General features: G+C 65.5%; 22 protein-coding genes. 6 read left to right on the forward strand and 16 right to left on the reverse strand.

Annotated features, from left to right (window positions below):
* Positions 1-194: 194 nt before the first annotated feature.
* Together NJF35_RS21985 and NJF35_RS21990 are read right to left on the reverse strand one after the other, a co-directional pair.
* Positions 195-647 (reverse strand): YaiI/YqxD family protein, encoded by a 453-nt coding sequence (locus NJF35_RS21985; RefSeq protein WP_225787674.1) that lies wholly within the window; start codon positions 645-647, stop codon positions 195-197.
* A gap of 87 nt (positions 648-734) precedes the next feature.
* Positions 735-2,666 carry a cytochrome c/FTR1 family iron permease gene (locus NJF35_RS21990; protein WP_225787675.1) on the reverse strand — a complete coding sequence of 644 codons (1,932 nt, stop codon included), beginning with the start codon at positions 2,664-2,666 and terminating at the stop codon, positions 735-737.
* Positions 2,667-2,878: 212 nt separating this feature from the next.
* Here NJF35_RS21990 and NJF35_RS21995 point away from each other — a divergent pair, with 212 nt between their 5' ends.
* The 4 genes from NJF35_RS21995 to NJF35_RS22010 are packed head-to-tail and all read left to right on the forward strand — an operon-like array spanning position 2,879 to position 6,007.
* Positions 2,879-4,267 (forward strand): COG3014 family protein, encoded by a 1,389-nt coding sequence (locus tag NJF35_RS21995; RefSeq protein ID WP_225787676.1) that lies wholly within the window; start codon positions 2,879-2,881, stop codon positions 4,265-4,267.
* Between the two features lie 15 nt (positions 4,268-4,282).
* Positions 4,283-4,651 carry a YcfL family protein gene (locus tag NJF35_RS22000; RefSeq protein ID WP_225787677.1) on the forward strand — a complete coding sequence of 123 codons (369 nt, stop codon included), beginning with the start codon at positions 4,283-4,285 and terminating at the stop codon, positions 4,649-4,651.
* Positions 4,652-4,672: 21 nt separating this feature from the next.
* The gene (gene lpoB, locus NJF35_RS22005) at positions 4,673-5,260 is read left to right on the forward strand and encodes a penicillin-binding protein activator LpoB (protein WP_225787678.1); all 588 of its coding nucleotides are present in this window, start codon (positions 4,673-4,675) and stop codon (positions 5,258-5,260) included.
* A 3-nt stretch (positions 5,261-5,263) separates the two neighbouring features.
* Positions 5,264-6,007, forward strand: coding sequence for a penicillin-binding protein activator LpoB (locus NJF35_RS22010; RefSeq protein ID WP_253091481.1), 744 nt, complete (start codon positions 5,264-5,266; stop codon positions 6,005-6,007).
* Positions 6,008-6,180: 173 nt separating this feature from the next.
* Here NJF35_RS22010 and NJF35_RS22015 read toward each other — a convergent pair whose 3' ends face one another.
* Both NJF35_RS22015 and NJF35_RS22020 read right to left on the reverse strand, forming a co-directional pair.
* A complete protein-coding gene (locus tag NJF35_RS22015; protein ID WP_225787680.1) occupies positions 6,181-6,636 on the reverse strand; it encodes an REP-associated tyrosine transposase in 456 nt (151 codons plus the stop codon).
* 258 nt (positions 6,637-6,894) lie between these two features.
* Positions 6,895-7,146: a DUF3077 domain-containing protein gene (locus NJF35_RS22020; protein ID WP_225787681.1), complete on the reverse strand. Its 252-nt coding sequence runs from the start codon at positions 7,144-7,146 to the stop codon at positions 6,895-6,897.
* Positions 7,147-7,975: 829 nt separating this feature from the next.
* Between NJF35_RS22020 and NJF35_RS22025 the strand changes: the two genes are divergently transcribed.
* Positions 7,976-8,755 (forward strand): RHS repeat-associated core domain-containing protein, encoded by a 780-nt coding sequence (locus NJF35_RS22025; protein WP_262924652.1) that lies wholly within the window; start codon positions 7,976-7,978, stop codon positions 8,753-8,755.
* 65 nt (positions 8,756-8,820) lie between these two features.
* On the opposite strand, the gene NJF35_RS22030 is transcribed toward NJF35_RS22025, so the two are convergent.
* The 6 genes from NJF35_RS22030 to NJF35_RS22055 all read right to left on the reverse strand — a co-directional run bounded on the left by NJF35_RS22030 (position 8,821) and on the right by NJF35_RS22055 (position 14,808).
* Positions 8,821-10,239, reverse strand: a complete 1,419-nt coding sequence (locus tag NJF35_RS22030) for an efflux transporter outer membrane subunit (protein ID WP_225787682.1) — start codon at positions 10,237-10,239, stop codon at positions 8,821-8,823.
* Positions 10,236-11,111 carry an HlyD family secretion protein gene (locus NJF35_RS22035; protein ID WP_225787683.1) on the reverse strand — a complete coding sequence of 292 codons (876 nt, stop codon included), beginning with the start codon at positions 11,109-11,111 and terminating at the stop codon, positions 10,236-10,238. Before NJF35_RS22035 ends, NJF35_RS22030 begins: the two co-directional genes overlap by 4 nt.
* The gene (locus NJF35_RS22040) at positions 11,108-11,320 is read right to left on the reverse strand and encodes a DUF1656 domain-containing protein (protein ID WP_225787684.1); all 213 of its coding nucleotides are present in this window, start codon (positions 11,318-11,320) and stop codon (positions 11,108-11,110) included. Before NJF35_RS22040 ends, NJF35_RS22035 begins: the two co-directional genes overlap by 4 nt.
* Positions 11,317-13,404 carry an FUSC family protein gene (locus NJF35_RS22045; RefSeq protein WP_225787685.1) on the reverse strand — a complete coding sequence of 696 codons (2,088 nt, stop codon included), beginning with the start codon at positions 13,402-13,404 and terminating at the stop codon, positions 11,317-11,319. The genes NJF35_RS22040 and NJF35_RS22045 overlap by 4 nt, the downstream gene beginning before the upstream one ends.
* Complete coding sequence (locus tag NJF35_RS22050) at positions 13,401-13,853, reverse strand: MarR family winged helix-turn-helix transcriptional regulator (RefSeq protein ID WP_225787686.1); 453 nt, start codon at positions 13,851-13,853, stop codon at positions 13,401-13,403. Before NJF35_RS22050 ends, NJF35_RS22045 begins: the two co-directional genes overlap by 4 nt.
* 145 nt (positions 13,854-13,998) lie before the next feature.
* Positions 13,999-14,808: a tetratricopeptide repeat protein gene (locus NJF35_RS22055; protein ID WP_225787687.1), complete on the reverse strand. Its 810-nt coding sequence runs from the start codon at positions 14,806-14,808 to the stop codon at positions 13,999-14,001.
* Positions 14,809-15,015: 207 nt separating this feature from the next.
* Here NJF35_RS22055 and NJF35_RS22060 point away from each other — a divergent pair, with 207 nt between their 5' ends.
* Positions 15,016-15,573: a WYL domain-containing protein gene (locus tag NJF35_RS22060; RefSeq protein ID WP_225787688.1), complete on the forward strand. Its 558-nt coding sequence runs from the start codon at positions 15,016-15,018 to the stop codon at positions 15,571-15,573.
* Between the two features lie 46 nt (positions 15,574-15,619).
* Here the strand turns inward: NJF35_RS22060 and NJF35_RS22065 are convergent, their stop codons facing one another.
* From NJF35_RS22065 to bcsZ, 6 genes are all read right to left on the reverse strand, one after another.
* The gene (locus NJF35_RS22065; RefSeq protein WP_225787689.1) at positions 15,620-16,483 is read right to left on the reverse strand and encodes an ABC transporter permease; all 864 of its coding nucleotides are present in this window, start codon (positions 16,481-16,483) and stop codon (positions 15,620-15,622) included.
* Between the two features lie 14 nt (positions 16,484-16,497).
* Positions 16,498-17,361: an ABC transporter ATP-binding protein gene (locus NJF35_RS22070; protein ID WP_225787690.1), complete on the reverse strand. Its 864-nt coding sequence runs from the start codon at positions 17,359-17,361 to the stop codon at positions 16,498-16,500.
* Between the two features lie 6 nt (positions 17,362-17,367).
* Entirely contained in the window at positions 17,368-18,387 is a 1,020-nt protein-coding gene (locus NJF35_RS22075) for an ABC transporter substrate-binding protein (RefSeq protein ID WP_253091482.1), read from the reverse strand.
* 19 nt (positions 18,388-18,406) lie between these two features.
* The gene (locus tag NJF35_RS22080) at positions 18,407-19,306 is read right to left on the reverse strand and encodes a TauD/TfdA dioxygenase family protein (protein WP_225787692.1); all 900 of its coding nucleotides are present in this window, start codon (positions 19,304-19,306) and stop codon (positions 18,407-18,409) included.
* A gap of 274 nt (positions 19,307-19,580) precedes the next feature.
* Positions 19,581-23,090, reverse strand: coding sequence for a cellulose synthase complex outer membrane protein BcsC (gene bcsC / locus NJF35_RS22085; RefSeq protein ID WP_225787693.1), 3,510 nt, complete (start codon positions 23,088-23,090; stop codon positions 19,581-19,583).
* Entirely contained in the window at positions 23,078-24,190 is a 1,113-nt protein-coding gene (gene bcsZ, locus NJF35_RS22090; protein ID WP_253081311.1) for a cellulose synthase complex periplasmic endoglucanase BcsZ, read from the reverse strand. The genes bcsC and bcsZ overlap by 13 nt, the downstream gene beginning before the upstream one ends.
* Positions 24,191-24,192 lie beyond the last annotated feature (2 nt).

Below are 24,192 nucleotides of genomic sequence, written 5' to 3' on the forward strand. Positions count from 1 at the left end.
CGGCAAGCCGGCTCCCACACTGTCCGTGCAAACCGCATCATGTGTGGTCGCCGCGACCCCTGTGGGAGCCGGCTTGCCGGCGATGGGCTGCAAGGTAGCCCCAAAAATGACAAAGCGCCGCTTAACTGAGTGACATTGCCCCGCAGCCTGCCTTGCAAATATTGGGGCGGCTTGGGTTCAATGCGCCAGCCAGGCTAGACCTTGGCCAACCGGGTCAGGATCCGGTCCAAGGCATTGGCGAACGCCTGCTTCTCCCGATCCCCGTAGGGTGCCTGCCCGCCACCGACCTGGCCCTGCTCCCGTAGCTCGGTGAACAGATTACGCACCGCCAGCCGCTCGCCCATGTTGCGCTCGTCGAACTCGCGCCCGCGCGGGTCGAGGGCTGCCACACCCTTCTTGATCAGGCGATCGGCCAGGGGCACGTCGCTACAGATCACCAGCTCGCCCGGCACGGCGTGCTCGACCAGATAGTCGTCGGCCGCATCCATGCCGCTGGGCACCACGATCAGCCGCACGCAGGCGAACGCCGGCTTGATCTGCGCCTGGCCGGCCACCAGTACCACCTCGAACTTGCGCTTGAGGGCGAACTTGACGATCAGGTCCTTGGCCGCCTTGGGGCAGGCGTCGGCATCGATCCATACACGCATCTCTGTGATTCCTATGCAGCCAGGCCCCCGGGTGGGACCACTGCCGATATTGTGTCAGGTCCGGCCCATTCGCGGGCAAGCCCACTCCTAGCCGGCTGCCGCGCGCCGCTTCTGCGCCAGACGACTACGTCCATAGAGCACCATGATCGCCAGCAACGCCACCACCTGCGCCGCCAACGAATACGCATCGGCATGGATCCCCAGCCAGTCGAACTCGAAGAACGCCACCGGCCGCGTGCCCAGCACACCGGCCTCCTGCAAGGCCTTGACGCCATGCCCGGCGAACACCACCGACAGCGCGCACAACAGCGCCGCATTGATGCTGAAGAACAATGCCAGCGGCAACTTGGCCGAACCCCGCAGGATCACCCAGGCCAGGCCCACCAGCAGCACCAGCGCCGTGGCGCCGCCGGCCAGCACGGCCCGGTGCCCGGCAGGCCCTGCCTGCAGCCATAGGGTTTCGTAGAACAGGATCACCTCGAACAACTCGCGGTACACCGAGAAGAACGCCAGCACCGCGAAGCCGAAGCGCCCACCGCCGCTGAGCAGGCTGCTCTTGATGTAGTCTTGCCAGGCCGCGGCGTGGCGCCGGTCGTGCATCCATACGCCGAGCCACAGCACCATCACGCTGGCGAACAGCGCCGTGCAGCCTTCGAGCAGCTCGCGCTGGGCGCCGCCGACATCGATCACGTAGGCCGCCAGGGCCCAGGTGGCGAAACCGGCGACCAGCGCCAGGCCCCAACCGACGTTGACGCTGCGCACCGCCGACTGTTGCCCGGTATTGCGCAGGAAGGCGAGGATCGCCGCCAGCACCAGGATCGCCTCGAGCCCTTCGCGCAACAGGATCAGCAGGCCGGAGATGTAGCTGAGCGACCAGCTCAAGCCATCGCTGCCCAGGCGCTTGGCCGCCTCGTCGAGCTTGGCCTTGGCCTCGGCCAGGCGTTGCTCGGCCTGGGCGACCGGCAGGCCGTCCTGCAGCGACTGCCGGTAGGCCATCAGCGCCTTCTCGGTGTCCTTGCGGGCCTGGGTGTCGATGTTGTCCAGGGAGCTCTCCACCAGCTCGAAGCCTTCCAGGTAGGCTGCCACCGACAGGTCGTAGGCCTGGTCGTGGTCGCCCTCGCGGTAGGCAGCCAGGCTCTTGTCCAGGGTGCTGGCGGTGTACTCGAGCAGTTGCGCCGGGCCGCGCTTGACCTGCGGTGGCTGGGCACGCTGGGCGCGGAACGCCGCCACGGCCTCGGCACCTTCGTTGGTGGCGACCTCGGCTGGGGTCTGGCGGGTCAGGTCGGCCAGGTTCCAGGCCCGGTCACCTTTGGCCGCCTCGGGGTCGGCAGTGAAGCTGGCGATATAGGCCGCCACGTCCCAGCGTTGGCGCTCGTCGAGCTGGTCGGCGAACGACGGCATCTCGGTGCCATCGATGCCCAGCCCCAGGGTGTTGTAGAGGTCGAACAGGCTCAGCTGGTCGAGCCGCTCGGTGCTGCGCAGGTTGGCCGGCGGCGGCTCCAGGCCTACACCGGCCGGGCCGTCGCCAGCACCGCTGTCGCCATGGCAGATCGCGCAGTTCTGCGCATACAGCGACGCGCCGCGGGCCGGGTCCGGCGTGATCACCGGGGCCTGGCTGACCTCGTAGGCCACGGCCAGGCGGGCGCCCAGCTGACGCGCCTGGCGGGCGACGCTGGCCCCGTCCTGGCGCTGGTCGATGGCCTCGCGCAGCGCCTGGACGCCCTGCACCAATGCCTCGCGCTCGGCATGGGCCGGGAGGCCGTCGACCAGGCCGGCCAGGACCGCGCTGAACTCCTGCTGCTCGCGGTATTCCCCCTCGTCCAGCACCTTGCCGTCGCGCACCGTCGGCGGGTAGTCGGCGCCGATGTAGCCCAGCAGGTGCAAGGCCTTGGTCGCCTCGGCAGGGGTTTCTGCCAGCACCAGGGTGCTGCACAGCGCCAGCACCGGCCAGAGCAGCCAGGCGAACAGTCGGGAACGGGAAATCATGGCCAATCTCAACGCAAACACGAAAGCGAACATTGTTCACTTCCACTTTCCCCGGCTCAAGGCTCCCGGGCAGATTTCATGAAAAATCTTGAGACAATTCTCTGAGTGATGGCACTCGAGTAAAAAATGAGATCAACGGGCCATCATATAGCCATAACCTTCGTTATAATCCCGCCGCTTTTTGATAGCCATTTGAAATCACGGCGCTCAGCGCCTTCATTTGTTCCAGGGAAAGAAGATCAACGATGGTACGCGCCCTCCCCTTGGCGACCCTGCTCGCCGCCTTGCAGCTGACTGGCTGCGCCGCCTTCCGTAGCTACGACAGCGAACTGCAGCAAACCAACCAGCACCTGGTGGCCGGCAACGTCGATGCCGCCCTGGCCGTGCTGGAAAGCAATAACAAGGGCGAGGACAAGGACCTGCTCTACTACTTCGAAAAAGGCGAACTGCTGCGCTCCAAGGGCGACCTGCAAGGCAGCCAGGATGCCTGGCGTGCCGCCGACGATGTGGTGTTCCGCTGGGAAGAGTCGGTAAAACTGGACACCGAGAAGTACCTCAGCCAGTTCGGCAGCTACCTGGTCAACGACAAGGTGCGCCGCTACGAAGGCTACGACTACGAAAAAGTCATGCTGACCACCCAGATGGCCTTGAACCTGCTGGCGCAGAACGATTTCGAAGGGGCCCGCACCGAAATCAAGAAAACCCACGAGCGCGAAGCGGTGATCGCCGAGTTGCGCGACAAGGAATACCTCAAGCGCGAGGAAGAGGCCGAGAAGGAAGGGGTCAAGACCGAGTTCAAGGAGCTGCAGGGCTACCCGGTCGCCAGCCTCGACGACCCGGAAGTGGTCAACCTCAAGAACAGCTACCAGAGCGCCTTCAGCCACTACCTCTCCGGTTTCGTCTACGAGGCCCTGGGCGAAAAAGGCCTGGCCGCACCAGGCTACCGCAAGGCCGCCGAGCTGCGCCCGAACACCCCGTTGCTGGAGCAGGCCCTGCTGGACCTGGACAAGCACGACGCCAAGACCACCGACAGCGACGTGCTGATCGTGGTCCAGAGCGGCCTGGCCCCGGCGCGTGACTCCGTGCGCATTCCGTTGCCGCTGCCGATCGATGGCAACCTGGTGATCACCCCGCTGTCGTTCCCGGTGATGAAGGAAGACACCTCCACCGCCCACTTCAGCGAGATCTACCTGAACGACAAGGCGCAGCCGCTGACCGCCCTCAACAGCACCAGCGCCATGTCCCGCCGCGCCCTGCGCGACGACATGCCCGGCATCATCCTGCGCACCAGCGTACGTGCCATCACCCGTGGCGTCGCGCAGAAGAAGATGAACGAAGTCAACCCGCTGGCCGGTCTGGCCATGGGTATCGCCTCGGCCGTGGTCGAGGGTGCCGACACCCGCACCTGGCGCACCCTGCCCAACCAAACCCAGGTCGCCCGCGTGCGCCTGGCCCAGGGCGAACACCGTCTGAGCCTGCCGTCGAGCCTCGGCGGCAGCCAGATCAAGGTGAAGATCGAGCGCCCCTACCAGGTGGTCAGCCTGCGCGTGGTCGGCAACCAGGTCTTCGCCGGCGGCCCTGCCGTGGAAGTCGCGCCGCAAGCCCAGGACCAGGCCATCGCCAGCCTCAAGTAACCTCAAGGAACGAACATGCGCAGAACATGCCTCGCCCTGGTCGCAGCCGCCCTCCTGGCCGGCTGCGCCACCCCGCCCCCGGCCCCGGGCAGCGCCGCCAGCAAGGTGGTGACCATGGGCCAGCTGGATGACTTCGACATCGGCCCGATGCGCGTCGCCCGCGAGAACGGCTTCCTCACCGTCAAAGTGGGACTGAACAACACCAGCCGCAGTACCCAGACCCTGTACTACCGCTTCGCCTGGCTGGGCAACGACGGGTTCCCGGTGGCCGACGAGGAAAGCTGGAAAACCCTCACCTTGTACGGCAAGCAGGCGAGCTTCCTGCCGGCCATCGCCCCGGTGCCCCAGGCGACTGACTTCCGCCTCGAAGTCCACACCCGGTAACCCCTTTCAGGAGCATTTTCGATGTTTGCACGCATTACCCTCGCCGCCCTCTCCATCGCCCTAGTCAGCGGCTGCAGCACCACCTCGCCGGTTCTTGGCGGCAAGAACATCAGCTACGGCGACAGCAAGGCCGTTGAGCTGGTGACCAACGAGTTCGGCTCCACCGACCTGCAGATGATCGCCGAGAGCATGACCCGCTCCCTGGCCCAGTCCGGCGTGCTGCACGGCCGCCCGGTGGTGCAGGTGTACGACGTGAAGAACAAGACCAGCGAGTACATCGATACCCGCGAAATCACCACCTCGATCAAGACCCAGCTGATGAAGTCCGGCGTGGCGCGCTTCGCCAGCGACAACACCGACATGCAGAGCCAGGTCGACCAGCTCAAGCTGCAGAACCAGAGCGGCCTGTACAAGAAGAACACCGTGGCCAAGACCGGCAACATGATCGCCGCCCAGTACCGCCTGGAAGGCTCGATCAGCTCCATCGTCAAGCGCAGCAGCGACTACAAGGACGTGTTCTACAAGTTCAGCCTGCAGCTGGTGGACGTGGAAAGCGGCCTGGCCGAGTGGATGGACGAAAAAGAAATCCGCAAGACCACGGAGCGCTGACCGATGCGTGCATGGATGGCAATGATCGGCCTGGCCTGTGCATTCAGCGCGCAGGCGGCCCCGAAGGTCGCGGTCACCGACCTGGCCTACCAGGAGCGTGTGGAGCAGTACATCCACACCATCAACGCCCAGAGCAACCACCAGGCCGGCCTGTACCACGCCAGCGGCTCGGCGAGCTACAGCGAGCATGTGAGCCTGGAGAGCTATATCGAGCAGACCGAACTGCGCAAGTTCAGCGGCGATATCAAAGGCGAGATCCTCAAGAGCGGGATGTTCCAGCTGGTGCAGGGCACGCCCTACACCGCCTCGTCCAGCGAGAACGTCTACGATGTGATCGCGCGGATCAGGAGCGGTGCCTTCGAGGGGGCCGACTACGTGCTGTTCGGCACCTTGTCGGACATCGACTTCCAGCGCGACATCACCTCGCTGGACCATACCGACAGCTACTCGGCGGTGCTGGGCCTGAGCGTGGTGGCGGACTTCAGCCTGATCGACACCCGCACCTACGAGATCACCTCGGCGTTCACCGCCATGGGTGAGGGGCAGGACACCAAGCTGGTGAAAAGCCAGGATGCGCGGGTGACCCTGAACCGGCCGCGGGTGGTGCGGGAGGTGTCGAAAGAGCTGGGCCTGGATGTGGCGCAGCAGTTGGCCGAGCAGCTGGGAGGCCCGTTGCCTGGGCAACCCACGCGGCCAACGGGCGGCGGCAACCTGCCGCCTGATGAGCCGGCGCAAATTCTGCGCTGAGCCTTGGGGGCTGCTTTGCAGCCCAATCGCTGGCAAGCCAGCTCCCACAGGGTCCTGCGGGGTTCACAAATCATGTGTCATGCAGAGAAAACTGTGGGAGCCGGCTTGCCGGCGATGGGGCGCGAAGCGGCCCCTGCGATACCGAGCCACTCGCAAGAGGGGCACGGTACCGATCAAAGCCAGACAGCATCCCAGTGCGGATAATCCCCAATCCTCTCAACCAGGCCGGCCCGCTTCGGATTCATGACGATATAGCGCGCCACAGCCTGCACATCCTCTTCCCGACGCAAAGCCCGATCATGAAATCCCTGCTGCCAGAATCGTCCACTTCGCCCTTGAAGCGCATTGATTGCCTGGGTACTGCGCGACTTCACCCGTCGCATCAGGGTCTTCAGATCCACCGCACCCAACTCCACCAGCCAGTGGAAATGGTCAGGCATTACCACCCAGGCCAGGGATCGGGCGTCTCCTTCTTCATGCGCCTTGCGCAGCTGAGTGATAAGCAGACGAGCCACCTGCAGATTTCCCAGTACCGGGGCTCTGTATAGCGTCGTGCTGGTCAGCAGGTACAACCTGCCCGGTTCGGAGAATCGGCCGAGTCTCAACTGATTGGAATGGGGACGATCCATGTGCCCAGCTCCTGCTTTTTGCAGGCCAGGCTAGTGGCTGCGGCTTCGTTCGGACAGGGATGAATTGGCACCTCGTGTGTCATTTGATTCCCACAAGGGCTTCGCTCTTGATCGCTGGCAAGCCAGCCACAGGTTCCTGCTGTGCTCACGAATCATGTGTCATGCAGAGAAACCTGTGGGAGCCGGCTTGCCGGCGATGGGGCGCGAAGCGGCCCCACATGGCGGCTGGACGCCTCGCCCGACCGGTATTCTCACTGGCTACCGAGCGCGGTTCATCCCCAACTCCACGTCATTGATCAACGCCTTGGCCATACTGCTGAGCACCCGCGCCGCACTGCCGGCCAGCAAATCGCCTTCCATCTCCGCCTCGGTGGTCAGGTGACGAATACAGCCCAGGAGCATCGACAGTTCATCGAGGGCCCGGTCCAGGGGGACGCCAGGTTGTACCCGGAACAGCTCCAGAAAGGTTTCGACGCCTGCGGTGGTGCAGGCTTTCGGATCATTGCTCATTTCATCACTCCTTGACGTGATCGACTCACATTCGGTTCCGCACGCTGTCTAGCGCGTCGGGGATGGTCGTGTCGGAGTGGATGGAGAAGTGAATATGGGGGAACGAGCTTGGGACGAGGTGGATCGGGGACGAGCTTTTTCATAGTGAAGTTCCTATGTGCCGTAAGGAACTGCCTTCCTAGTCGTCTCACTGATTGAGGGTGGCAGTCGTACGCGGGGTGAGACCCGGGCCACATAGGAAACCCGACCAGGCCGAAGCCTGCCCGCGCACGACCGCCATAGCAAGCGGCGAAGTTCCAAGTGGTCCGGGGGTCTCAATCCCGATCGCCCGAAGGCGACCCGACGACGTTATCCGTGAGGCATTTCCCCGACAACACAGAAGCTTCCGCAAGATGCGTAGGATACTTCCCAAGCGCTCAGCAACTGAACCCTTTGATTCCACATTCGGAAATCCCCTACGGGTGTCGACGCAAGCAGCATCGGTACTCCGTTCCGTCGGCAGTGTTCGACTTCATTGAGCAGCAGGCCCAACGCACACTTTGTCAGGGCTCAGCCAGGAGCAATGGCTCCAGATCTGGCAGGCAACCATGTAAAACTTCGCTGCCTACCGATGAGGCCTAGCATTTTTACCAGTTGCTATTTATAAGCCGTGAGGACATGTTCATAGCACAGACGTCGTTCAATCCGGCATATCTCTATGAACTCTCAACTTTTTTATCAAGGCACATATCTTCGCAATAAGCTCAGTAGCGAGCTGCAGTGTTCATCGCTGCTGGTGAATACTACCCCCTATGCGGAATCCCTAGTCGCCCGGCACGGTCCTGAAACCATGCTACTCACTACCGACAACCAAGACTCGGTAATCCAAGCTCACACCACTAGTGCCACTGCATTTGCGGCTTATACCCCCTATGGTCATAACGTGCCAGAAGCTCGGCCTCTCTCCATGTATGCGTTCAATGGCGAATGGCGCGACTCGGTGACAGGTTGCTACCCACTGGGGACTGGCTATCGTTTCTTCAATCCCATCCTGATGCGTTTCCATTCTCCGGACGGCATAAGTCCTTTTGCTGACGGAGGACCCAACTACTACGCCTACTGTGCAGGTGACCCCATAAATTTTCAGGATCCAAGCGGCCATGTCCGCGTTCCGTTAGCATCGATATCGTTAAATCGAGGACCTCGCCCCTCAGTGCCACCCTTAACTCGCCGAATTGTTCGTAGGCGACTGGCCAGCACTCAAGTGGCGCTTCAGCAGGCAAGTGACCTGTCAAAAAACGCCCATAACCGAGCGGCCTCATTGGCGGCAACTGCCAATGAGGCCCGGCGCCTTGCGAACGCTGCTCAAACATCCCAACTCCGGAATAAGTACAACGCAGACGCCAATACCAATAATTCACTAGCCGCCCGAGCTCGTACTCTGGCAGAGGAACTAGCAAGAAAGGTAGAGCACCTGAAGAGTATTGCCGCCTCCCAAACGCGACTTCTGGGCCAGGACAATCGCGAAAATCTCATCTCCTCCCCCCAAGGGCCAAATGTACGACGCCCTCTCGCTAGTCCTGATCCATTGCAGATAGAGGTCACACGGCTACGCCGAACGAACAACTGAGCTAACGACTCTGTAAATAGACCCCCACAAGCGCCACGATGAGCCGCAAAACGGCCCTATTCCCCTCAAGGCTGGGCAGCCTCCTTCCACCCCCCACCCAGCGCCAGGAACACCCCGATCTGCCCCATGGCCACCTGGCTATTCGCCGCCGCCAACTGCGCACGCATGTCGGTATAGGTCCGGGTCGCCTGCAAGTCCGCCAGGAACGACTCGCGCCCGGCCTGGTAATAGCGATGGGTTTGGTCGGCCGCCTCCTTCGCCGAGCGTTCGGCCTCGGCCAGGGCATCGCGCCGCTCCAGCAGTGCGCTGTACTGCGCCAGGCGGGTCTGGGTCTCGCGGATGGCGTTGAGCACCACCCCATCGAAATGCGCCAGGGCGGCCTGCGTGGAGGCCTCGGCTTCGCGGATGCGGGCGCGGGTGCCGTTGGTGGGGATGGTCCAGCTCACCAACGGGCCGAAGCCCCAGCGGTTGGTCGAAGGTTCGCCGAGGTTCTCGAGGATACCGATGGTGCCGACCTGGGCACCGATGCTGATGTTCGGGTACAGCGCGCCGGTGGCCACGCCGATGGTCGCGGTGGCAGCGGCCAGCTGGCGTTCGGCCTGGCGCACGTCGGGGCGGCGCTTGAGCAACGCGGCGCCGTCGCCGATCGGGATCAACTGGGCGATATGTGGCAGCTCGGCGCAATCAGCAGTACCAGCCGGCAGTTGCTCGACTGGCTTGGCCAGCAGCGCGGCCAGGGTATACAGGCCCGCCTCGCGCTCGGCCTGGAAACGCGGCAGCTCGGCACGCAGCGACTTGAACTGGGTCTGCGAGCGGGTAACCTGGGTTTCGTCGCCACGGCCGGCATCGCGCAGGCGCTGGGTCAGTTGCACGCTCTGCTCCTGCAGGTCGAGGGACTCGCGGGCGATGTGGTACTCCTCGTTGGCCGAGCACACCTGGGTGTAGGCCTTGACCACGTCGGCCACCAGGGTGATGCGCGCGGTGTCGGCCGCGGCCTGCACGGCATCGGCGTTGGCCTGGGCCGCCTCGGTGCCGCGCTTGAAGGTGCCCCACAGGTCGAACTGGTAGGAGGCACTGAGGATGGCTTCGCCGATATTGGCCACCGGTACCTTCTCCGGCAACAGGAAGGCTTCGCCAGACTCCTGCAGGCGCTGGGCAGCCACCTTGGCACCGCCGCTGAAGCCCCCCTGGGACTCGGCCACCTCGACCTGGGCACGGGCCTTGGCGATGTTGGCCGCGGCTACGCGCAGCTCGGTGTTGGCGGCCAGGGCCTGGCGCACCAGCTCGTTCAGGCGCGGGTCCTTGTACAGCTGCCACCAGTCCTCCGGCACCGGCGCCGAAACCACGCTGTCGGCATCCTGGCGCAGCGGGCCGTTGAGGTCGCTGCGCTGTACGGCTGCGTCTTTCGGCAGCTCGTAGTCCGGGCCGACCATCGCACAGGCACCGAGGGACAGCGCCAGCCCCACCAGCATCAGACGTTTCATGGGTGCTGCCCCTCGATGATCGACACCGTGGCGGTACGCCCGGCGATCATGCGAAAGTCCTCGGGCACCTCGTCGAAGGCGATGCGCACGGGGATGCGCTGGGCCAGGCGCACCCAGCTGAAGGCCGGGTTGACGTTGGGCAGCAGGTTGGCGCCGCTGGTGCGGTCGCGGTCCTCGATACCGGCGGCCATGCTCTGCACATGGCCGCGCAGGCGGGTGTTGTCGCCCATCACGCGGATGTCCACGGCATCGCCGATGTGGATGCCGCTGAGCTTGGTTTCCTCGAAGTAGCCGTCGACGTGATAGGACGCGCTGTCGACCACCGACAGCACCGGCCGGCCAGCGGTGACGAACTCGTGGGCACGTGGGGCGCGGTCGTTGAGGTAGCCATCCACGGGGCTGCGCACCACCGAGCGGTCGAGGTTGAGCTGGGCGGTATCGACCGCCACTTGCGCCTCGTTCACCGCCGAGCGGGCACGGGCCTCGCGGGACTGGCTCTCTTCCAACTGCTCGGCCGCCACCAGGTTGCCCAGCTTGCGGTTACGACGGGCCTCGCGGGAGGCCTGGGCCAGGGTCTCCTGGCGCTCGGCCAGGGTCGCCTGGGCCTGGCGCAGGGCCAGGGTGAAGCGGTCCTGGTCAATGGTGAACAGCACGTCGCCGCGCTTGATCATCTGGTTGTCGCGCACTTCGACCTTCTGGATCAGCCCGGAGACATCCGGGGCGATCTGGATCACGTCGGCGCGGATGTGGCCGTCGCGGGTCCAGGGCGCGAACAGGTAGTACACGACCATCTGCCAGACCAGCACGGCCGCGAACGTCACCACCAGCAATGTCAGGACCACACGGCCCAGGGTCAACCAAGGTTTTTTCATGTCAGCATCAGGTTTCGGCAAAAGTGATCCACCGCACCGAGCAGCACGGCGTAGAGAGCAACGTTGAACAACGCCCGGTGCCAGACCAGGCGGTAGAAATGCAGGCGCACCAGCACGGCGTGCACGCCCAGGAACAACAGGTAGGTGAACACCATCATCACCAGCAGCGTAGGCAGGAACACCCCGCTGATATCCAGATCACCGATCACAGGGGCGCTCCATCGATGCCATGGGGCAGTTGCGGTTGGTCAGCGGGTTCGAGCATCACCTCCACCCCAGGCAACAGGGCCAGGCGCAGGCCGCTCAGGGCATGCAGCAGGTGAACGCGGGCATCGCCACGATCATGGAACGCGTCCAGGGCCAGGGCCTGGCGGGCACGCTCCATGTTGCGCAGCAGCGCCGCCGGCGCGTGCAGACGCTCATTGGCACGCAGGCAGGCGGCGTAATGCGCGCCGACTTCCTCGACCACCGTCTGCAGGCGCTCACGGGCCTGCTGGCCGACCCGTGGCAGGTAGGCCAGCAGGTCGAGCAGGTTCAGGCCCACGCGCAGGTCGCGCAGGGCCACGCCACTGTCCTGGCCGGTCTGCGACAGGCGCGGCAGGTGCTGCATCAGGCGGTCGAGCATCTGCACGCCGACCTGACGGTGCTCGGCCAGGGTCGCCGGTTGGGTCATCTCGACGATGTCGCGCCAGCTGAAACGGGTCAGGCGCTTGGCGGCCAGCTCCACGCCGAACGGGCGCAGCAGCAGGGTCCAGATGAAGGCGAACAGCAGGCCCACCGGGCCAGCCATGTTGGCGTTGATGAAGGTCAGGAAGTCCGCGTCGTAGGCACCCTGGATGCTGATGAAGGTGGCGGTGTTGACGATGGTCAGCAAGGTGCCGAGGTAGAAACGCGGCTGCACGGTCAGGGTACCGACGCAGATGAACGGCACGGCGAACGCCAGCACCAGCATCGGGAAATCGTGCAGGTTGGGCAGCACCAGGAACAGGTAGACGCTGGAGAAGATCACCGACATCAGCGTCCAGAAGAAGAACCGGTAGATCTGCGGCGCCGGGTCGTCCATGGCAGCGAAGAAGCTGCAGGCCACGGCGGCGAGGATCACCGCGCTGCCACCATCGTTCCAGCCGAGCAGGATCCACAGGCCGCTGGCGACGACGATCGCGGTGACGGTGGAGAACACCGAATAGAGCATCAGGCCACGGTCGAAGAATGGCGTCAGGCGGCCCAGGCGCCAATGGCGATAGACCGCGCGCCAGGGCGTGGCGTCGTCCTTGCGCAGGGCGTGCTGGAGGGTGCAGCAGTCCTGCCAGAGGTCGATCCACTCGGTGAGGCGGTAGAGGGCGTTGGACAGCAGCAGCTCGGGGCGCTGGTCCAGCGCGGCGGCGCTGGGCTGCAGGCGGTCTATCCGCTCGCGCAAGGTGGTCCAGCGCGCCACCGAGGCATCCTCGGCGGTGCCTTCAAGCCACGCGCGAGCCTCGGCCAGCACAGGCTGCAACTGGGCGAACTGGGCCGGGGCGCGGCCTTCCAGGGCGACCAGGGCGTCGTCCAGGGCATCGATCACCGGCAGCAGGTGGATCATCCGCCCGCGCAACTCGCGGGCGTTCTTCAGCGTATGCGGGCCGGCGCCTTCATGGCCGAGCTGGCCGATCATCATTTCCAGGCTGTTGAAGGTGGCGACCATCGAGGCACGCAGGCCGCCGACCTTGTCGGCCGCGACCTCGCGGGCCAGGTAGGTGTCGCTGTAGCGGATCGCCTCGTTGAACCAGTTGCTGGTCGAGCCCACCACCACCGGCGCCAGGCGACGCGGCCAGAAGATCGCCCCGACCACCGCTGCGCAGACGATGCCCAGGCAGATCTCCTGGGCGCGCGAGGACGCCACGTCGAACACCGCCAGCGGGTTGTCGACCACCGCCAGGGCGATCATCGGCAGGGTGTAGCCGGCCAGCATCAGCACATAGTTGTTGGCCGTGCGCAGGTTCAGCGAGAGGAACAGCAAGGTACCGGTCCACAGGGCGATGGCGATGGACAGCAGCAAGGGCGACTGTACCAAGGGCGGCACCAGCAGGACGGCCCCACCCGCGCCAAGCAGGGTGCCCAGGGCGCGGTACAGGGCCTTGGAGCTGGTCGGGCCGACGAAGGGGCTGGAGACAATGTACACGGTGGCCATGGCCCAGTACGGACGAGGCAACTGCATGAGCAGGGCGATGTACAGGGCGATCATGGAGGCGGCGAAGGTACGCACGCCGTAGAACCAGTCGCGGGCCGGTGGTACCGAGCTGAAGAAACCGTTCATGCGACCCCGCCTGAGGTCCCGAGGCCAGCGTCCTCGAAGGCGCGGATCACCCGCAGGGTGGCCTCCAGATCGGCCTGGTCGATACCGTGCAGCACTTCGCGGCGCAGGCGTACCAGCTCGCCTTCGATGGACTCGGCCAGGGTTCGACCCTGGGCGGTCAGGCTCAGGGCCTTGGCGCGGCGGTCCAGCGGGTCCTCGCTGCGGCAGACCAGGCCGGCCTTGCACAGCTGGTCGAGCAGGCGCACCAGCGATGGGCTCTCCAGGCCGGCGGCCTGGGCCACCGCCACCTGGTGCACACCATCGCCCAGGCGCACGATCATCAGCAACGGCACGGCGCAGGCCTCGGAGATACCGTAGCTGGTCAAGGCCGCATGGCAGATGCGCCGCCAATGACGAGCGGCCACGACCATGCCGCTGCTGACTTTCAGGTGCAGTGCATCAAGCGTCATGTGAGGAACCGAGGATATTCATAGTTTGCTAACTATCAATATACGCCTTGCCCTCCCCCTGTCGTCAACAGGAGGTGACGCAGAGATTGGATGAAAGGTTGTTCATCCAAGGGGTGTGCTGGCCTCTGCGTGGTGGTCTGGTTATTCAGGGCTGGATCTGGTCTTCCAGCTTCATGGTCAACGCCAGGCTGCTGCCCATCTGGATCGCCTGGTCACGCCAGGCCAGATAACGCGCACCATCACGGCTGCTGAAATGCACCGCCAGTTCCTCGGCCGCCTGCATCACCCCGGCGGCGGCGGCCAGTTCGAGCCAGTACAACGCGGCCTTGATATCAGCCTGCACGTAAAGCCCATGCAACAGCCGATAGCCCACCTCGAAGCGGCAGCGCGCCTCGCCGTGCTGGGCTCCTCGCAGGAACCACTGGTAAGCCGCCCGCGAGTCGACCTGCCAGCCCAGCGCCGCGTCGCAGACCTCCTCCTCGTAGAGATCGCCCAGCGCCGCCGCGGCATGCGACATACCCCGCTCGAACGCCTGGCGATAGCATTCGGCAGCCTGGGTATAGGAGATTTCCATACCCTTGCCGAAATAGTGCTGCTGGCCCAGGTTGAACCAAGCCGTGGCACTGCCTTGCAGGGCGGCCATGCGCAGCAGGTGCCCGGCCAGCACCGGGTCGGCGCGCCAATACTTGCCGTTGAGCCAGATCCAGCCGAGGTCGTTGAGCGCCGCCACGCTGCCCTCCAGGGCCTGGCCACGCAGGTCGGCGTACACCGCCTGCAGGTCGACAGCCTCATCCAGGCGATCGACCAGGCTGAAGCGCTCGCCCGGCAATGCCTGTTGGCTGGGCAGGCCGATGCTGGCGAAATACCTCTGGCGAGCGGCACAGGCTGGCGCCGAAGCGATCCGCTCGGGCAGCAGGCGAGCAAGCAGCGGGTGGATGTTGCTGGCAGCAGACATGTTCATCCTCATTGAACGACCCACAGCCCCGGCTGCGACCCTGATGAGGCGAGATTCTGCGCGACGCCACGACAAAACCTGTCGCGAACGATTCGATCCAGGGCAACCAATTGCGTCTTCCTTGATCTGAGCACGGCATGGCTAATTGCCATGCCCCTATCATTGCCGCCATGCTATTGCGGCAAGCCTAGACAAGGACGTTACCTTTTGCCGTTCGCCACCACTCGAGCCACCCTCAGCCGTCAGTGGGCGCTGTTGCGCCAACTGCCCAGCCGCTCTCCAGGCATCACCAGCGCCGAACTGGTATGGCGCCTGCGCGATGTAGGCTTCAACGTCAGCAAGCGCACGGTCGAGCGCGACCTCAATGAGCTGTCGCTGATTTTCCCGTTGGAGCGCAATGACAAGAGCATTCCATTCGGCTGGCACTGGTCGGCCAGTGCCGTGGGCGAATTGCGGGGCAATTTCGACCTGCAGGGGTATCTGCGCAGCGACACACTGCAGCCGCCCCAGGGTGAAGGCCTGGAGCTGCAGGCCTGGATCAGCGACGCCCTGGCACGCCAACTGCGGGAGGCGCCGCTGACCGCCGACATGCAGCTCACCGCGCAGGAACAGGGGCACCGGTTGCGGGCTACGGTCAGCGATGGCTGGCCGCTGCGCTGGTGGTTGCTGAGCCAGGGGGATGGCTTGGTGGTGGAGCAGCCGCGGGAGTTGCGCGAGGAGATTGCCAGGACGTTGGCCAAGGCGGCGGCGTTGTATCGGGACTAGGGGCTGCCTTGCCGGCGATGGGCCGCGAAGCGGCCCCACCTGGCAGCTACCGCTGCATCCCCCAACGCCTCACGGTCAACCGCTCCAGGGTATTGAACACCAGCCCCTCCACCAGCAGCCCGATGAGAATCACCACCGCCAGCCCGGCAAACACCTTGTCGGTGTACAACTCGTTGCGGTTCTGGAAGATGTACCAGCCCAGCCCGCCCTTGCCGCTGCTGGCGCCGAACACCAGCTCGGCGGCGATCAGCGTGCGCCAGGCGAAGGCCCAGCCGATCTTCAGCCCCGAGAGGATCGACGGCAGCGCCGCCGGCACCAGGATGTGCAGCACCAGCCGCAGGCCGCGCAGGCCATAGTTGCGCCCGGCCATGCGCAGCGTCTCGGAAACCCCCAGGAACCCCGCATAGGTGTTCAGCGCCAGGGCCCAGAGCACCGAGTGCACCAGCACGAAGATCAGGCTGTTGTCGCCCAGGCCGAACCACAGCAAGGCCAGCGGCAACAGCGCGATCGCCGGCAGCGGGTTGAACATCGACGTCAGGGTGCCCAGCAGGTCGCGGCCAAGCTGGGTCGACACCGCCAGGCTGGTCAGGCCGAAGGCCAGGACAATGCCCAACACATAGCCCTTGAGCAGCACCACCAGCGAAACCCCGACCTTGGCCAGCAATTCGCCACTGAGCAGGCCATCCCACAGTGCCGTGGCGGTCTGCAGGAAGCTGGGCAGCAGCAAGTCGTTGCCGGTGTAGTGGGCGGCTGCCTCCCAGAGAGCGGCCAGCAGCACCAGGATCACTGCCTTGCGCAGCCAGCCCTGCTGCCACAAACGCTGGACGATGGGCAGTTCGCGCTCGAGCGCTACCCCTGGCAGCGGCGCCAGTTGCACCTCGTATTCCTGCCGTGCAGGTGTGGTCGTCATGGCTGAGGCTCCTGTCAGTAGGCGATGCGAATATCGTTGAAACCCAGCTCGCCCGCCTGTTCAGGCTCGCTGGCCTCGTCGAACAACAGGCGGTGGATGCGCCGGGCGCTGGCCTGGAAGTCGACGCCACCGAGGCTGCCCAGGTCGTACTGGTGGCTGTGCACCTCGGCCCGCACCCGCCCGGGATGGGGCGAGAGCAGCAGGATGCGGTTGCCCACCACCAGCGCTTCCTCGATGGAATGGGTGACGAACAGCAGGGTGAAACGCACCTCCTCCCAGAGCAGTAACAGCTCTTCCTGCATCTTGCGTCGGGTCAGGGCGTCGAGCGCGGCGAACGGCTCGTCCATGAGCAGGATCTTCGGCTGGGTGGCCAGGGCCCGGGCGATCGCCACCCGCGCCTTCATGCCGCCGGACAGGGTATGCGGGTAGGCATCGGCGAACGCCGCCAGGCCGACCTTCTCCAAGTAGTGCAGGGCCCGCGCCTCGGCCTCGACGCGCTTGAGTTGCCCGGACACCAGCAGGGGGAACATGACGTTCTGTTTCACCGTCTTCCAGGGCGGCAACTGGTCGAACTCCTGGAACACCACGATGCGGTCAGGACCGGGGCCACGCACCGGCTGGCCCTGCAGCAGGACCTGGCCCTCCCGCGGTTCGATGAAGCCGGCCACGGCCTTGAGCAAGGTGGACTTGCCGCAACCGGAAGGCCCCAGCAGGACGAAACGGTCGGCACGGTCGACTTCGAAGCTGACCTGGTGGGTGGCCCGCACCACGCGCTGCGCCGTGCGGTACTCCAGGCTGAGGTTGTCCACCTGCAGCAGCGGTGGTGTGGCGACATGGCTCAGGTTGCTGGCCGTGTGGCCTGGCAATGGGGCGGTCATGGGCGATCAGCTCCCCTGCAGCGGGCGTTCGTCCTGGAAGAAGTAGTCCTTCCACGACTCGGGCTTGTGCTTGATGGCGCCGACCCGGTAGAGGAAATCGGCCAGCTTGTAGGTGTTCTTCGGCGTGACGGTGAACTCGTACTGAGGGTTGTCGATCAGGCGAATCAACGCGTCGCGGTCGATCTTGGCCTGGGTCATGCGGATGTAGGTGTCGGCCGCGGCGGCCTTGTCCTTCTGAGCGAAGTCCGCTGCCTCGGCCAGGGCATCGACGAAGGCCTTGTAGGTCTTGGGGTTGTCCTTGCGGAATTTCTCGGTGGCGAATAACAGGGTCGGCGAGTTGGGGCCGAGCAGGTCGTAGCTGTTCAGCACGACATGCACATCCTTGTTGGCCAGGACCTGGTCCTGGAACGGCGGGTTGGAGAAGTGCCCGTTGAGCTCGGTGCCGCCGGCCAGCAGGGCCGCGGTGGCGTCCGGGTGCGGCACGGCCAGGGTGTATTTGTCCAGGCGCGCGTACTCCTTGTCGCCCCACTGCTGGGCGGCGGCGTACTGGAGGAAACGCGACTGCACCGACACGCCCACGGCAGGCACGGCGATACGGTCCTTGTCGCTGATATCGGCGATGGTCTTGACGTTGGGGTTGCTGCTGACCAGGTAGTACGGGAAGTTGCCGAGCGACGCCACGGCCTTGACGTTCTGCCGGCCGCGGGTGCGGTCCCAGACCGTGAGCAGCGGCCCGACGCCGGCACCGGCGATGTCCACCGAGCCGGACAGCAGCGCGTCGTTGATCGCCGCGCCGCCGGAGAGCTGGGCCCAGTCGACCTGGATGTCGATACCCTGCTCCTTGCCGTGTTTCTCGATCAACTGCTGGTCGCGGACCACGTTGAGCAGCAGGTAGACGATGCCGAACTGCTCGGCGATGCGGATCTTGCCTTCGGCCTGGGCCACGCTGGGGGCGGCCAGGCTGCCGACGACCAGGCTGGCGCCCAGGCCGATGCTCGCCGCCAGGCGGCTGATGGATTTGCGCATGGGAACTCTCCTGATGAGGTCAGAACGGGGCATCGCCCTGGATGGTGGTGCGGTACAGCTTGCGCCGCAGGTGTGCGGGGCAGCCGGTGGCCAGGTGGATCAGCGAGCGGTTGTCCCAGAACACCAGGTCATGGGGCTGCCACTGATGGCGGTAGATGTTCGCTTCGAGCACGCTCAGGGCGTAGAGCTGCTGCAGCACATCGCGGCTTTCGTCCTCCGGCAGGCCGACGATGCGCGTGGTGAAGCCTTCACTGACGAACAACGCCTTGCGGCCGTTTTCCGGGTGGGTGCGCACGATGGGGTGGATGACTTCCTTGACCTGGGCGAGCTGCTCGGCGGTCAGGGTCGGTCGCCAGTTACCCTCGAACCGGGTCTCGGCGTAACGCGCGGTGTAGGAGTGTGCCGCGCTGCGCCCCTCGACCACCTGGCGCAGCGCTTCGGGCACCGCCTCCCAGGCCTTGTGCATGTCGGCGAAGAGGGTGTCGCCGCCTTCGCTGGGCAGCTCCTGGGCGTGCAGCATGGAACCAAGGCTTGGGAGCTCCTTGTAGGAGAGGTCCGAGTGCCAGAACTTGCCGGCATCGCCCAGGCCGATGTTGCGGCCGTCTTCGATGATGTTGGAAACGATGAGGATCTCAGGGTGCCCTTCGAGCAGGAACTGCTTGAGCACATGGATCTGCAGCTCGCCGAAACGGCGGCTGAAGGCGATCTGCTGCTCTGGAGTGATGCGCTGGTCGCGAAACACCAGGACGTGGTGGTCGAGGTGGGCGCGATGGATTCGGCTGAAATCCTCGGTGTTGACCGGCCTGGCCAGGTCGAGACCGACGATCTCGGCGCCGACGGCACCGGCGAACGGGCGGATTTCAAAGGATTGCGGCTGGGCGCTGTCGATGGACGACAAGGCGTTCGAGGCGGCTGGCATTGTTCACTCCCACGCAGTGCGCGACTTCAGGGCGCGCAACGATTAGAAACGCACGGGGATTTCCCGTGTGGGTTCAGGTCGTGCGGCGCGCCGATTGGTCGGCAGGTACGCAGTGGGAGTAACTATAAAAGCATAAGAAATATTATTTAAATATCTTTAAAGAATATTGATATGGCGGGTTTCATGGCCTTTCAAGATGCCGATCGGGCTCAGCGGTGTTCGCAGAACAGGTGTCATGCAGCAGATTCTGGGCTGCTTCGCAGCCCCACTACACTCACCGCCACTCGCTGTAAGGCTCCAGGGGCTGCACCGGCAGCAGAAGGTTGCCGCGCCACGGGTCGAAGAGGTAGCGCACGTAGAGCATGGCGTGGCTTGGCGCATAGTCGTCGCTGTATCGCCAGTCGAAGCCGCCACCAAGCGCCCAGTGGTCGCTCAAGCGCCGCTCGAACAACCCCCTGAGGTGGTAGCCCAGGCCATTGCTGGTACTCCCCTCGCTGACGTCGCCGATGTTCGAGGTGGCGATGTCATAGCGATCCAGCGCCTTGGCGTTCAGCGAACCTTTCGGGTAACGCGGCTGGCTGCCGCTCCTGGCCTGGGACCAACTGACCGAACTCTCCAGCAGCACCGACCAATCGTAGTTGCGCCAGGCATAGCTGAACGGCACGCCGATGGAGTTGTAGCGCTCCGGGCTGTAGTAGCCACCCTGGCCCAAGGTGTAGTCGCCCAGGTCCTTGTCGTGGCGCCAGTGCATCACGGTAAGGCCGATGCGCATGCGCTCATCAGCCCTTTCCACCAGGCGGTAGTAATAACCCGCCATGGCCCGGGTCCGCTGGTTATCGGCAACGTTCTCGCCACGCAGCCAGTGATGGCCGAGGCTGGCCCAGACGCCATCATCACCACCCTGATCCCAGCTCAGGCCAAGCGTGGCGCCGTTGGCAGTGACACCCCCCCAGCGTATGCCGGTACGCGGGTCCTTGGCGCCGCCAAAGGACAGCAGCGAGTTGCTCATCGGCCGCCGCGAGGCGGTCAGCGACCAGCCGTATTGCCCCAGGTCACCATTGACCGTAGCGCCGCCGAGCCAGTTGTCGACTTCGAAGCCATCGGTGGTGCCCAGGTCGGCGGCCCAGCGCTCACCTTCCCAGCCCAGCGCCATGATCCGGCCATTGGCGCGTTGCCTACCGCCGACACACCCCGACTCGAGCTGTTCGCCCGAGACCTGACAAGTGCCGAAGGCCTCGCGATGCAGGCCATCGTCATCCAGGTCGAAGCGCCCGGCATCCAGGCCGATCCGCTCGAGCCGGACGAACGCCTTGCCGTCCTGCCAAGGTGCGTCGGCATGCAGCAGGGTGGATTGGGTGGCCAGCCTGGAAATCCCGGCGGTACCGCTGTCATTGCGCCAGCCATAGTCGTGCATCAGGGTGATGCTGGGGTTGTGCCGTCGATACAGTTCGTCGACATCGCTGCGCAGGCTGCGCGCCAGCCAGTCGTCCTCATCACGCGCCCGGCTAGCGAAGGTCAAGGCACGGTCGTCACGCGGTGCCACCGCGTGGCGGTCCAGCAGGTCGGCATCGGCCATCGCCGCGGCGTACACGTCCAGTGCCCGCTGTGGCGCCTGCGCGCTCGCCAGGCGCGCGGCATCGCGGCGCAGCAGCGGGTCAGGTTGCGTCTGCTCGGCCAGCAGCCGGTCGAGCAGCGTCGCGGCTTTGTCTCGCTCGCCGACCGCCAGCCAGGCATTGGCCAGGCGGCGCTGGGCGTCATTCTGCCCAGCAGGGAAGTGCACCGGGTGTCGCTCAAGCGCCTGGCGAGCTCGCGGCAGGTCGCCTTCGGCGATCCAGCTTTCGATCAGGCCAAGACGCGCCTCGGGCTGCTCCGGCTGACGCGCCAGCACGCGCGCGTAATACGCCTGAGTAGCCTTGTGGTCACCGCGGGTCATGGCCCAGTCGGCCAACGTCAGCAGGTCATCGGGGTCGCCCTCGCCGCCGGCCAGGCTGGCCTCCAGCAGTGCCGTAGCCTCGGCTTCGCGCCCCTGGTCGCGCAGCTGCCGGGCCTTGGCCAGGGTCACGCGGCGACGCACGCGCTGATCCAACGTGCGCATGTCGTCGCTCCAGGCGCCCTTCGGTACGCGAGCCAGGCTGTCCAATGCCAGCGCATCGCGATCAGTGGATTCCAGGAACAGGCCATGGGCATAACGGGCCGCCGGGGCAGCCGGGTGACGCCGCAGCAGCCTGGCGAATGCGGCATCGGCCTCGCTCAGGCGCCCCTGTTGATGCAGGCTGCCGGCCAGCGAATAAACCAGCCACGGCTCATCGGGCGCGAGCTCGACGGCCCGGTCCAAGGCCTGGCTCGCCGCGAGCCAGTCCTGCCGCTGCATGGCAGCGTCACCCTCGCCACGCAACCGCTCCAGTTCCAGACCACGGCGCAGGTCGGCGAACGCTGCCTGTTGCCGGGGCGGCAGCCCGTCCAGGTAGGCTCGGGCCTTGTCCGGCGATTGCGCCTGGTAGATCCGCAACAGGCCACGCACGGCGCTCTCGTTGTCCGGTGCCAGGCGCCGCGCCTGGAGGAACAGGCGTTCGGCCGTGGCCTGGTCGCCTTCGGCCACGGCGACATCGGCCAGCCCGAGCACGGCGAACTCATCCCCAGGGCGCTGCTTGCGCGCCTGCTGGTAGAGCGACCGGGCAAGCGGGACATTGCCCTGCTCCAGGGCCAGGTCGGCCTTCTTGAGCTGGCCCCAGTAGCGACTGGACGCTTCCAGGTCGTTCCATTTGCTCATCCAGTGGGTGTCCTGCTCCTTGCTGGCGGCCAGCCGGAAGGCAGCATTGGCGTCCTCATAGCGGCGCTGCCCCATCAACGTCGAACCCAAGGCGCCGTGCAGCCTGGCATCGCCAGGATACTGGCGCAGGGCCCGGCGCAACTGGGCCTCGGCCTCGATGTAGCGTCCCTGCTCGAGCAGGCGCAGGCCATGCTGGCCCGCCTGCCAGGCGGGATCGGCGACCAGGCGGCGCTGCTGTGCCAGTACTTCACCGGCCTTGGGCAGCAGCGGTGAGGCCGGGTAGCGCTGGACGAACGCTTGCCAGGCGGCAACGCTGTCACGGCTCACCGATTGCTCGGACAGGTAGTCGAACTCCCGCTGGGCAGCCGCATCGCGTGCACCTGGGTCGCGGGACAATTGCTCCAGCACGGCCAGGGCCTCGGTATCGCGGTTCTCGGCGAACAACAGCCCCACCAGCGTCTGACGCAACGCGGCATTGCCTGGGTACTGGCGATCCAGCGCCTGCAGCCGGTCGATCGCTTCCAGGCGCTGGCCGGGCACGTTGCTGCGCACGCGCCAGTAGTCCAGCGCCAGGTCCAGGCTCGGCGGATCACCGGCGAACAATTGCTCGTACAAAGCGGCCGCCTCCGCATTGCGGCCAGTGATCGCCATCAGGCGAGCCTGCTGCAGGCGCCGGTTGCCTTCAGGCTGCTGCAGCTCGAGCAGACGCCTGGCATTGCGTTCCTGCACACTGCCAGGCGCCACCTGGCTGATACGCGCCAGCAACTGGCTGGCCTGTGCCTCGTCGCGCTCGCGCAGAGCCAGGCGCAACGACGCCAGCAACACCTCGGCATCGCCCGGTTCAAGCAGACGCAAGCGACCCAAGGCATCGCGCACCAAGTCATCGCGGTGCAACGCCTCGCCCATGCGGATCTGCTCGAGCAGCCATTGACGCTGCTCGTTGCGGTCGCTCGGTTGCGCCGCGACCTGGCTGGAAAGCCCTGCCAGCAACACGATGCCAATCAATCGGTACATGACGCACTCCAGGCCGGCAGCAGCCGCCCCGCTTTGTCGAAGCGATAACGCGCCTCATCCCAGCCCTGGCCGAACAGCGCCAGCACCTGGTTGTAGTAGGCACGGGGCTCGATCGCCTGTTCTTGCAGACGCAGCCGTTGGGCCCGCAGGCCTGGGCCGGCGTCAGGCGCCACGGCCAGCAAGGGCAGCAGCGCGGCCGAGAAGCCTCCCGGTCCGGCACCGCTCGCCTGGCCACTGCGCACATCCACGGTTTCCGGTGGCTGACCGTTTCGCACCGTCAGCGCGACCATCGGCGCGAAGTGGTGCTGCAGTTCGACACGTTGCGCAGCATCCTTGGCGAGCATGCCGAGCCACAGGTAGACGCGGATGGCGTCATAGGCACCGGTATTGCCGTGCTGCGGGTCCGGCGCGATGGTGCCGGCAGCGGTCCACAGCAACCAGTCCGGCGCAAACCCTTTCGCAGAGGCCTCGCGCAGCAGGCGGCGGGTATTGCCGGCGAGCTCGCCCCACAGCGGGTCGACCTGGGCGAATCGGTCGAGCAGTTGCAGGGGCAGGTAGCTCAGGTTCAGGCGCCAACCCCGTGCATCCTCGAAGCCATGGTCGGCCGGCAGCAGCATCACCCCCAGGCCGGGCAGCTTGCGCAGTGTCTGGGCGGCGATGCGCCAGAGCAGGTGCTGGCCGAGCTGGGTATAGCCGGGCGCCTGCCACAGTCGGCCGGCTTCGAGCAGGCTGTAGGCGATCCACAGGTCGGCGTCGCTGGCATTGTTGGCGTCGAGCACCTGCCATTGCCCCTGGGCGTCGCGTCCCCACAACCAGGCCGGCAGATGACGGGCCAGGTCGCCCTGGGCCAGGTTGTTGGTGGTCCAGCGCAGCAACTGCGCGAAGGTCGCCCGATCATTGTTCACCAGGGCGAAGAACAGGCCGTAGCTCTGCCCTTCCGAGGTGGTGATCAGGCGCGCGTCACTGGGGTCGATGACCCGCCCGTCCCCGCTCACCAGCGCCGTCTTGAAGCGCTCCCAGGCCGGCCATGCGCAGGTTGGCGCTGCACCGGCGACCGTGGGCAGGGCAAGCGCCAAAAGCAGTAGCACAAGCCGCCGCATGT

This window comes from Pseudomonas guariconensis (assembly GCF_024127895.1).
Lineage (GTDB): Bacteria > Pseudomonadota > Gammaproteobacteria > Pseudomonadales > Pseudomonadaceae > Aquipseudomonas > Aquipseudomonas guariconensis_B.

What these genes read in the sequence shown, in the direction of transcription:
- NJF35_RS21985 (WP_225787674.1), bottom strand. Translation starts at nt 647, where the DNA reads ATGCGTGTATGGATCGATGCCGACGCCTGCCCCAAGGCGGCCAAGGAC.
- NJF35_RS21990 (WP_225787675.1), bottom strand. Translation starts at nt 2,666, where the DNA reads ATGTTCGCTTTCGTGTTTGCGTTGAGATTGGCCATGATTTCCCGTTCC.
- NJF35_RS21995 (WP_225787676.1), top strand. Translation starts at nt 2,879, where the DNA reads ATGGTACGCGCCCTCCCCTTGGCGACCCTGCTCGCCGCCTTGCAGCTG.
- NJF35_RS22000 (WP_225787677.1), top strand. Translation starts at nt 4,283, where the DNA reads ATGCGCAGAACATGCCTCGCCCTGGTCGCAGCCGCCCTCCTGGCCGGC.
- lpoB (WP_225787678.1), top strand. Translation starts at nt 4,673, where the DNA reads ATGTTTGCACGCATTACCCTCGCCGCCCTCTCCATCGCCCTAGTCAGC.
- NJF35_RS22010 (WP_253091481.1), top strand. Translation starts at nt 5,264, where the DNA reads ATGCGTGCATGGATGGCAATGATCGGCCTGGCCTGTGCATTCAGCGCG.
- NJF35_RS22015 (WP_225787680.1), bottom strand. Translation starts at nt 6,636, where the DNA reads ATGGATCGTCCCCATTCCAATCAGTTGAGACTCGGCCGATTCTCCGAA.
- NJF35_RS22020 (WP_225787681.1), bottom strand. Translation starts at nt 7,146, where the DNA reads ATGAGCAATGATCCGAAAGCCTGCACCACCGCAGGCGTCGAAACCTTT.
- NJF35_RS22025 (WP_262924652.1), top strand. Translation starts at nt 7,976, where the DNA reads ATGCTACTCACTACCGACAACCAAGACTCGGTAATCCAAGCTCACACC.
- NJF35_RS22030 (WP_225787682.1), bottom strand. Translation starts at nt 10,239, where the DNA reads ATGAAACGTCTGATGCTGGTGGGGCTGGCGCTGTCCCTCGGTGCCTGT.
- NJF35_RS22035 (WP_225787683.1), bottom strand. Translation starts at nt 11,111, where the DNA reads ATGAAAAAACCTTGGTTGACCCTGGGCCGTGTGGTCCTGACATTGCTG.
- NJF35_RS22045 (WP_225787685.1), bottom strand. Translation starts at nt 13,404, where the DNA reads ATGAACGGTTTCTTCAGCTCGGTACCACCGGCCCGCGACTGGTTCTAC.
- NJF35_RS22050 (WP_225787686.1), bottom strand. Translation starts at nt 13,853, where the DNA reads ATGACGCTTGATGCACTGCACCTGAAAGTCAGCAGCGGCATGGTCGTG.
- NJF35_RS22055 (WP_225787687.1), bottom strand. Translation starts at nt 14,808, where the DNA reads ATGTCTGCTGCCAGCAACATCCACCCGCTGCTTGCTCGCCTGCTGCCC.
- NJF35_RS22065 (WP_225787689.1), bottom strand. Translation starts at nt 16,483, where the DNA reads ATGACGACCACACCTGCACGGCAGGAATACGAGGTGCAACTGGCGCCG.
- NJF35_RS22070 (WP_225787690.1), bottom strand. Translation starts at nt 17,361, where the DNA reads ATGACCGCCCCATTGCCAGGCCACACGGCCAGCAACCTGAGCCATGTC.
- NJF35_RS22075 (WP_253091482.1), bottom strand. Translation starts at nt 18,387, where the DNA reads ATGCGCAAATCCATCAGCCGCCTGGCGGCGAGCATCGGCCTGGGCGCC.
- NJF35_RS22080 (WP_225787692.1), bottom strand. Translation starts at nt 19,306, where the DNA reads ATGCCAGCCGCCTCGAACGCCTTGTCGTCCATCGACAGCGCCCAGCCG.
- bcsC (WP_225787693.1), bottom strand. Translation starts at nt 23,090, where the DNA reads ATGTACCGATTGATTGGCATCGTGTTGCTGGCAGGGCTTTCCAGCCAG.
- bcsZ (WP_253081311.1), bottom strand. Translation starts at nt 24,190, where the DNA reads ATGCGGCGGCTTGTGCTACTGCTTTTGGCGCTTGCCCTGCCCACGGTC.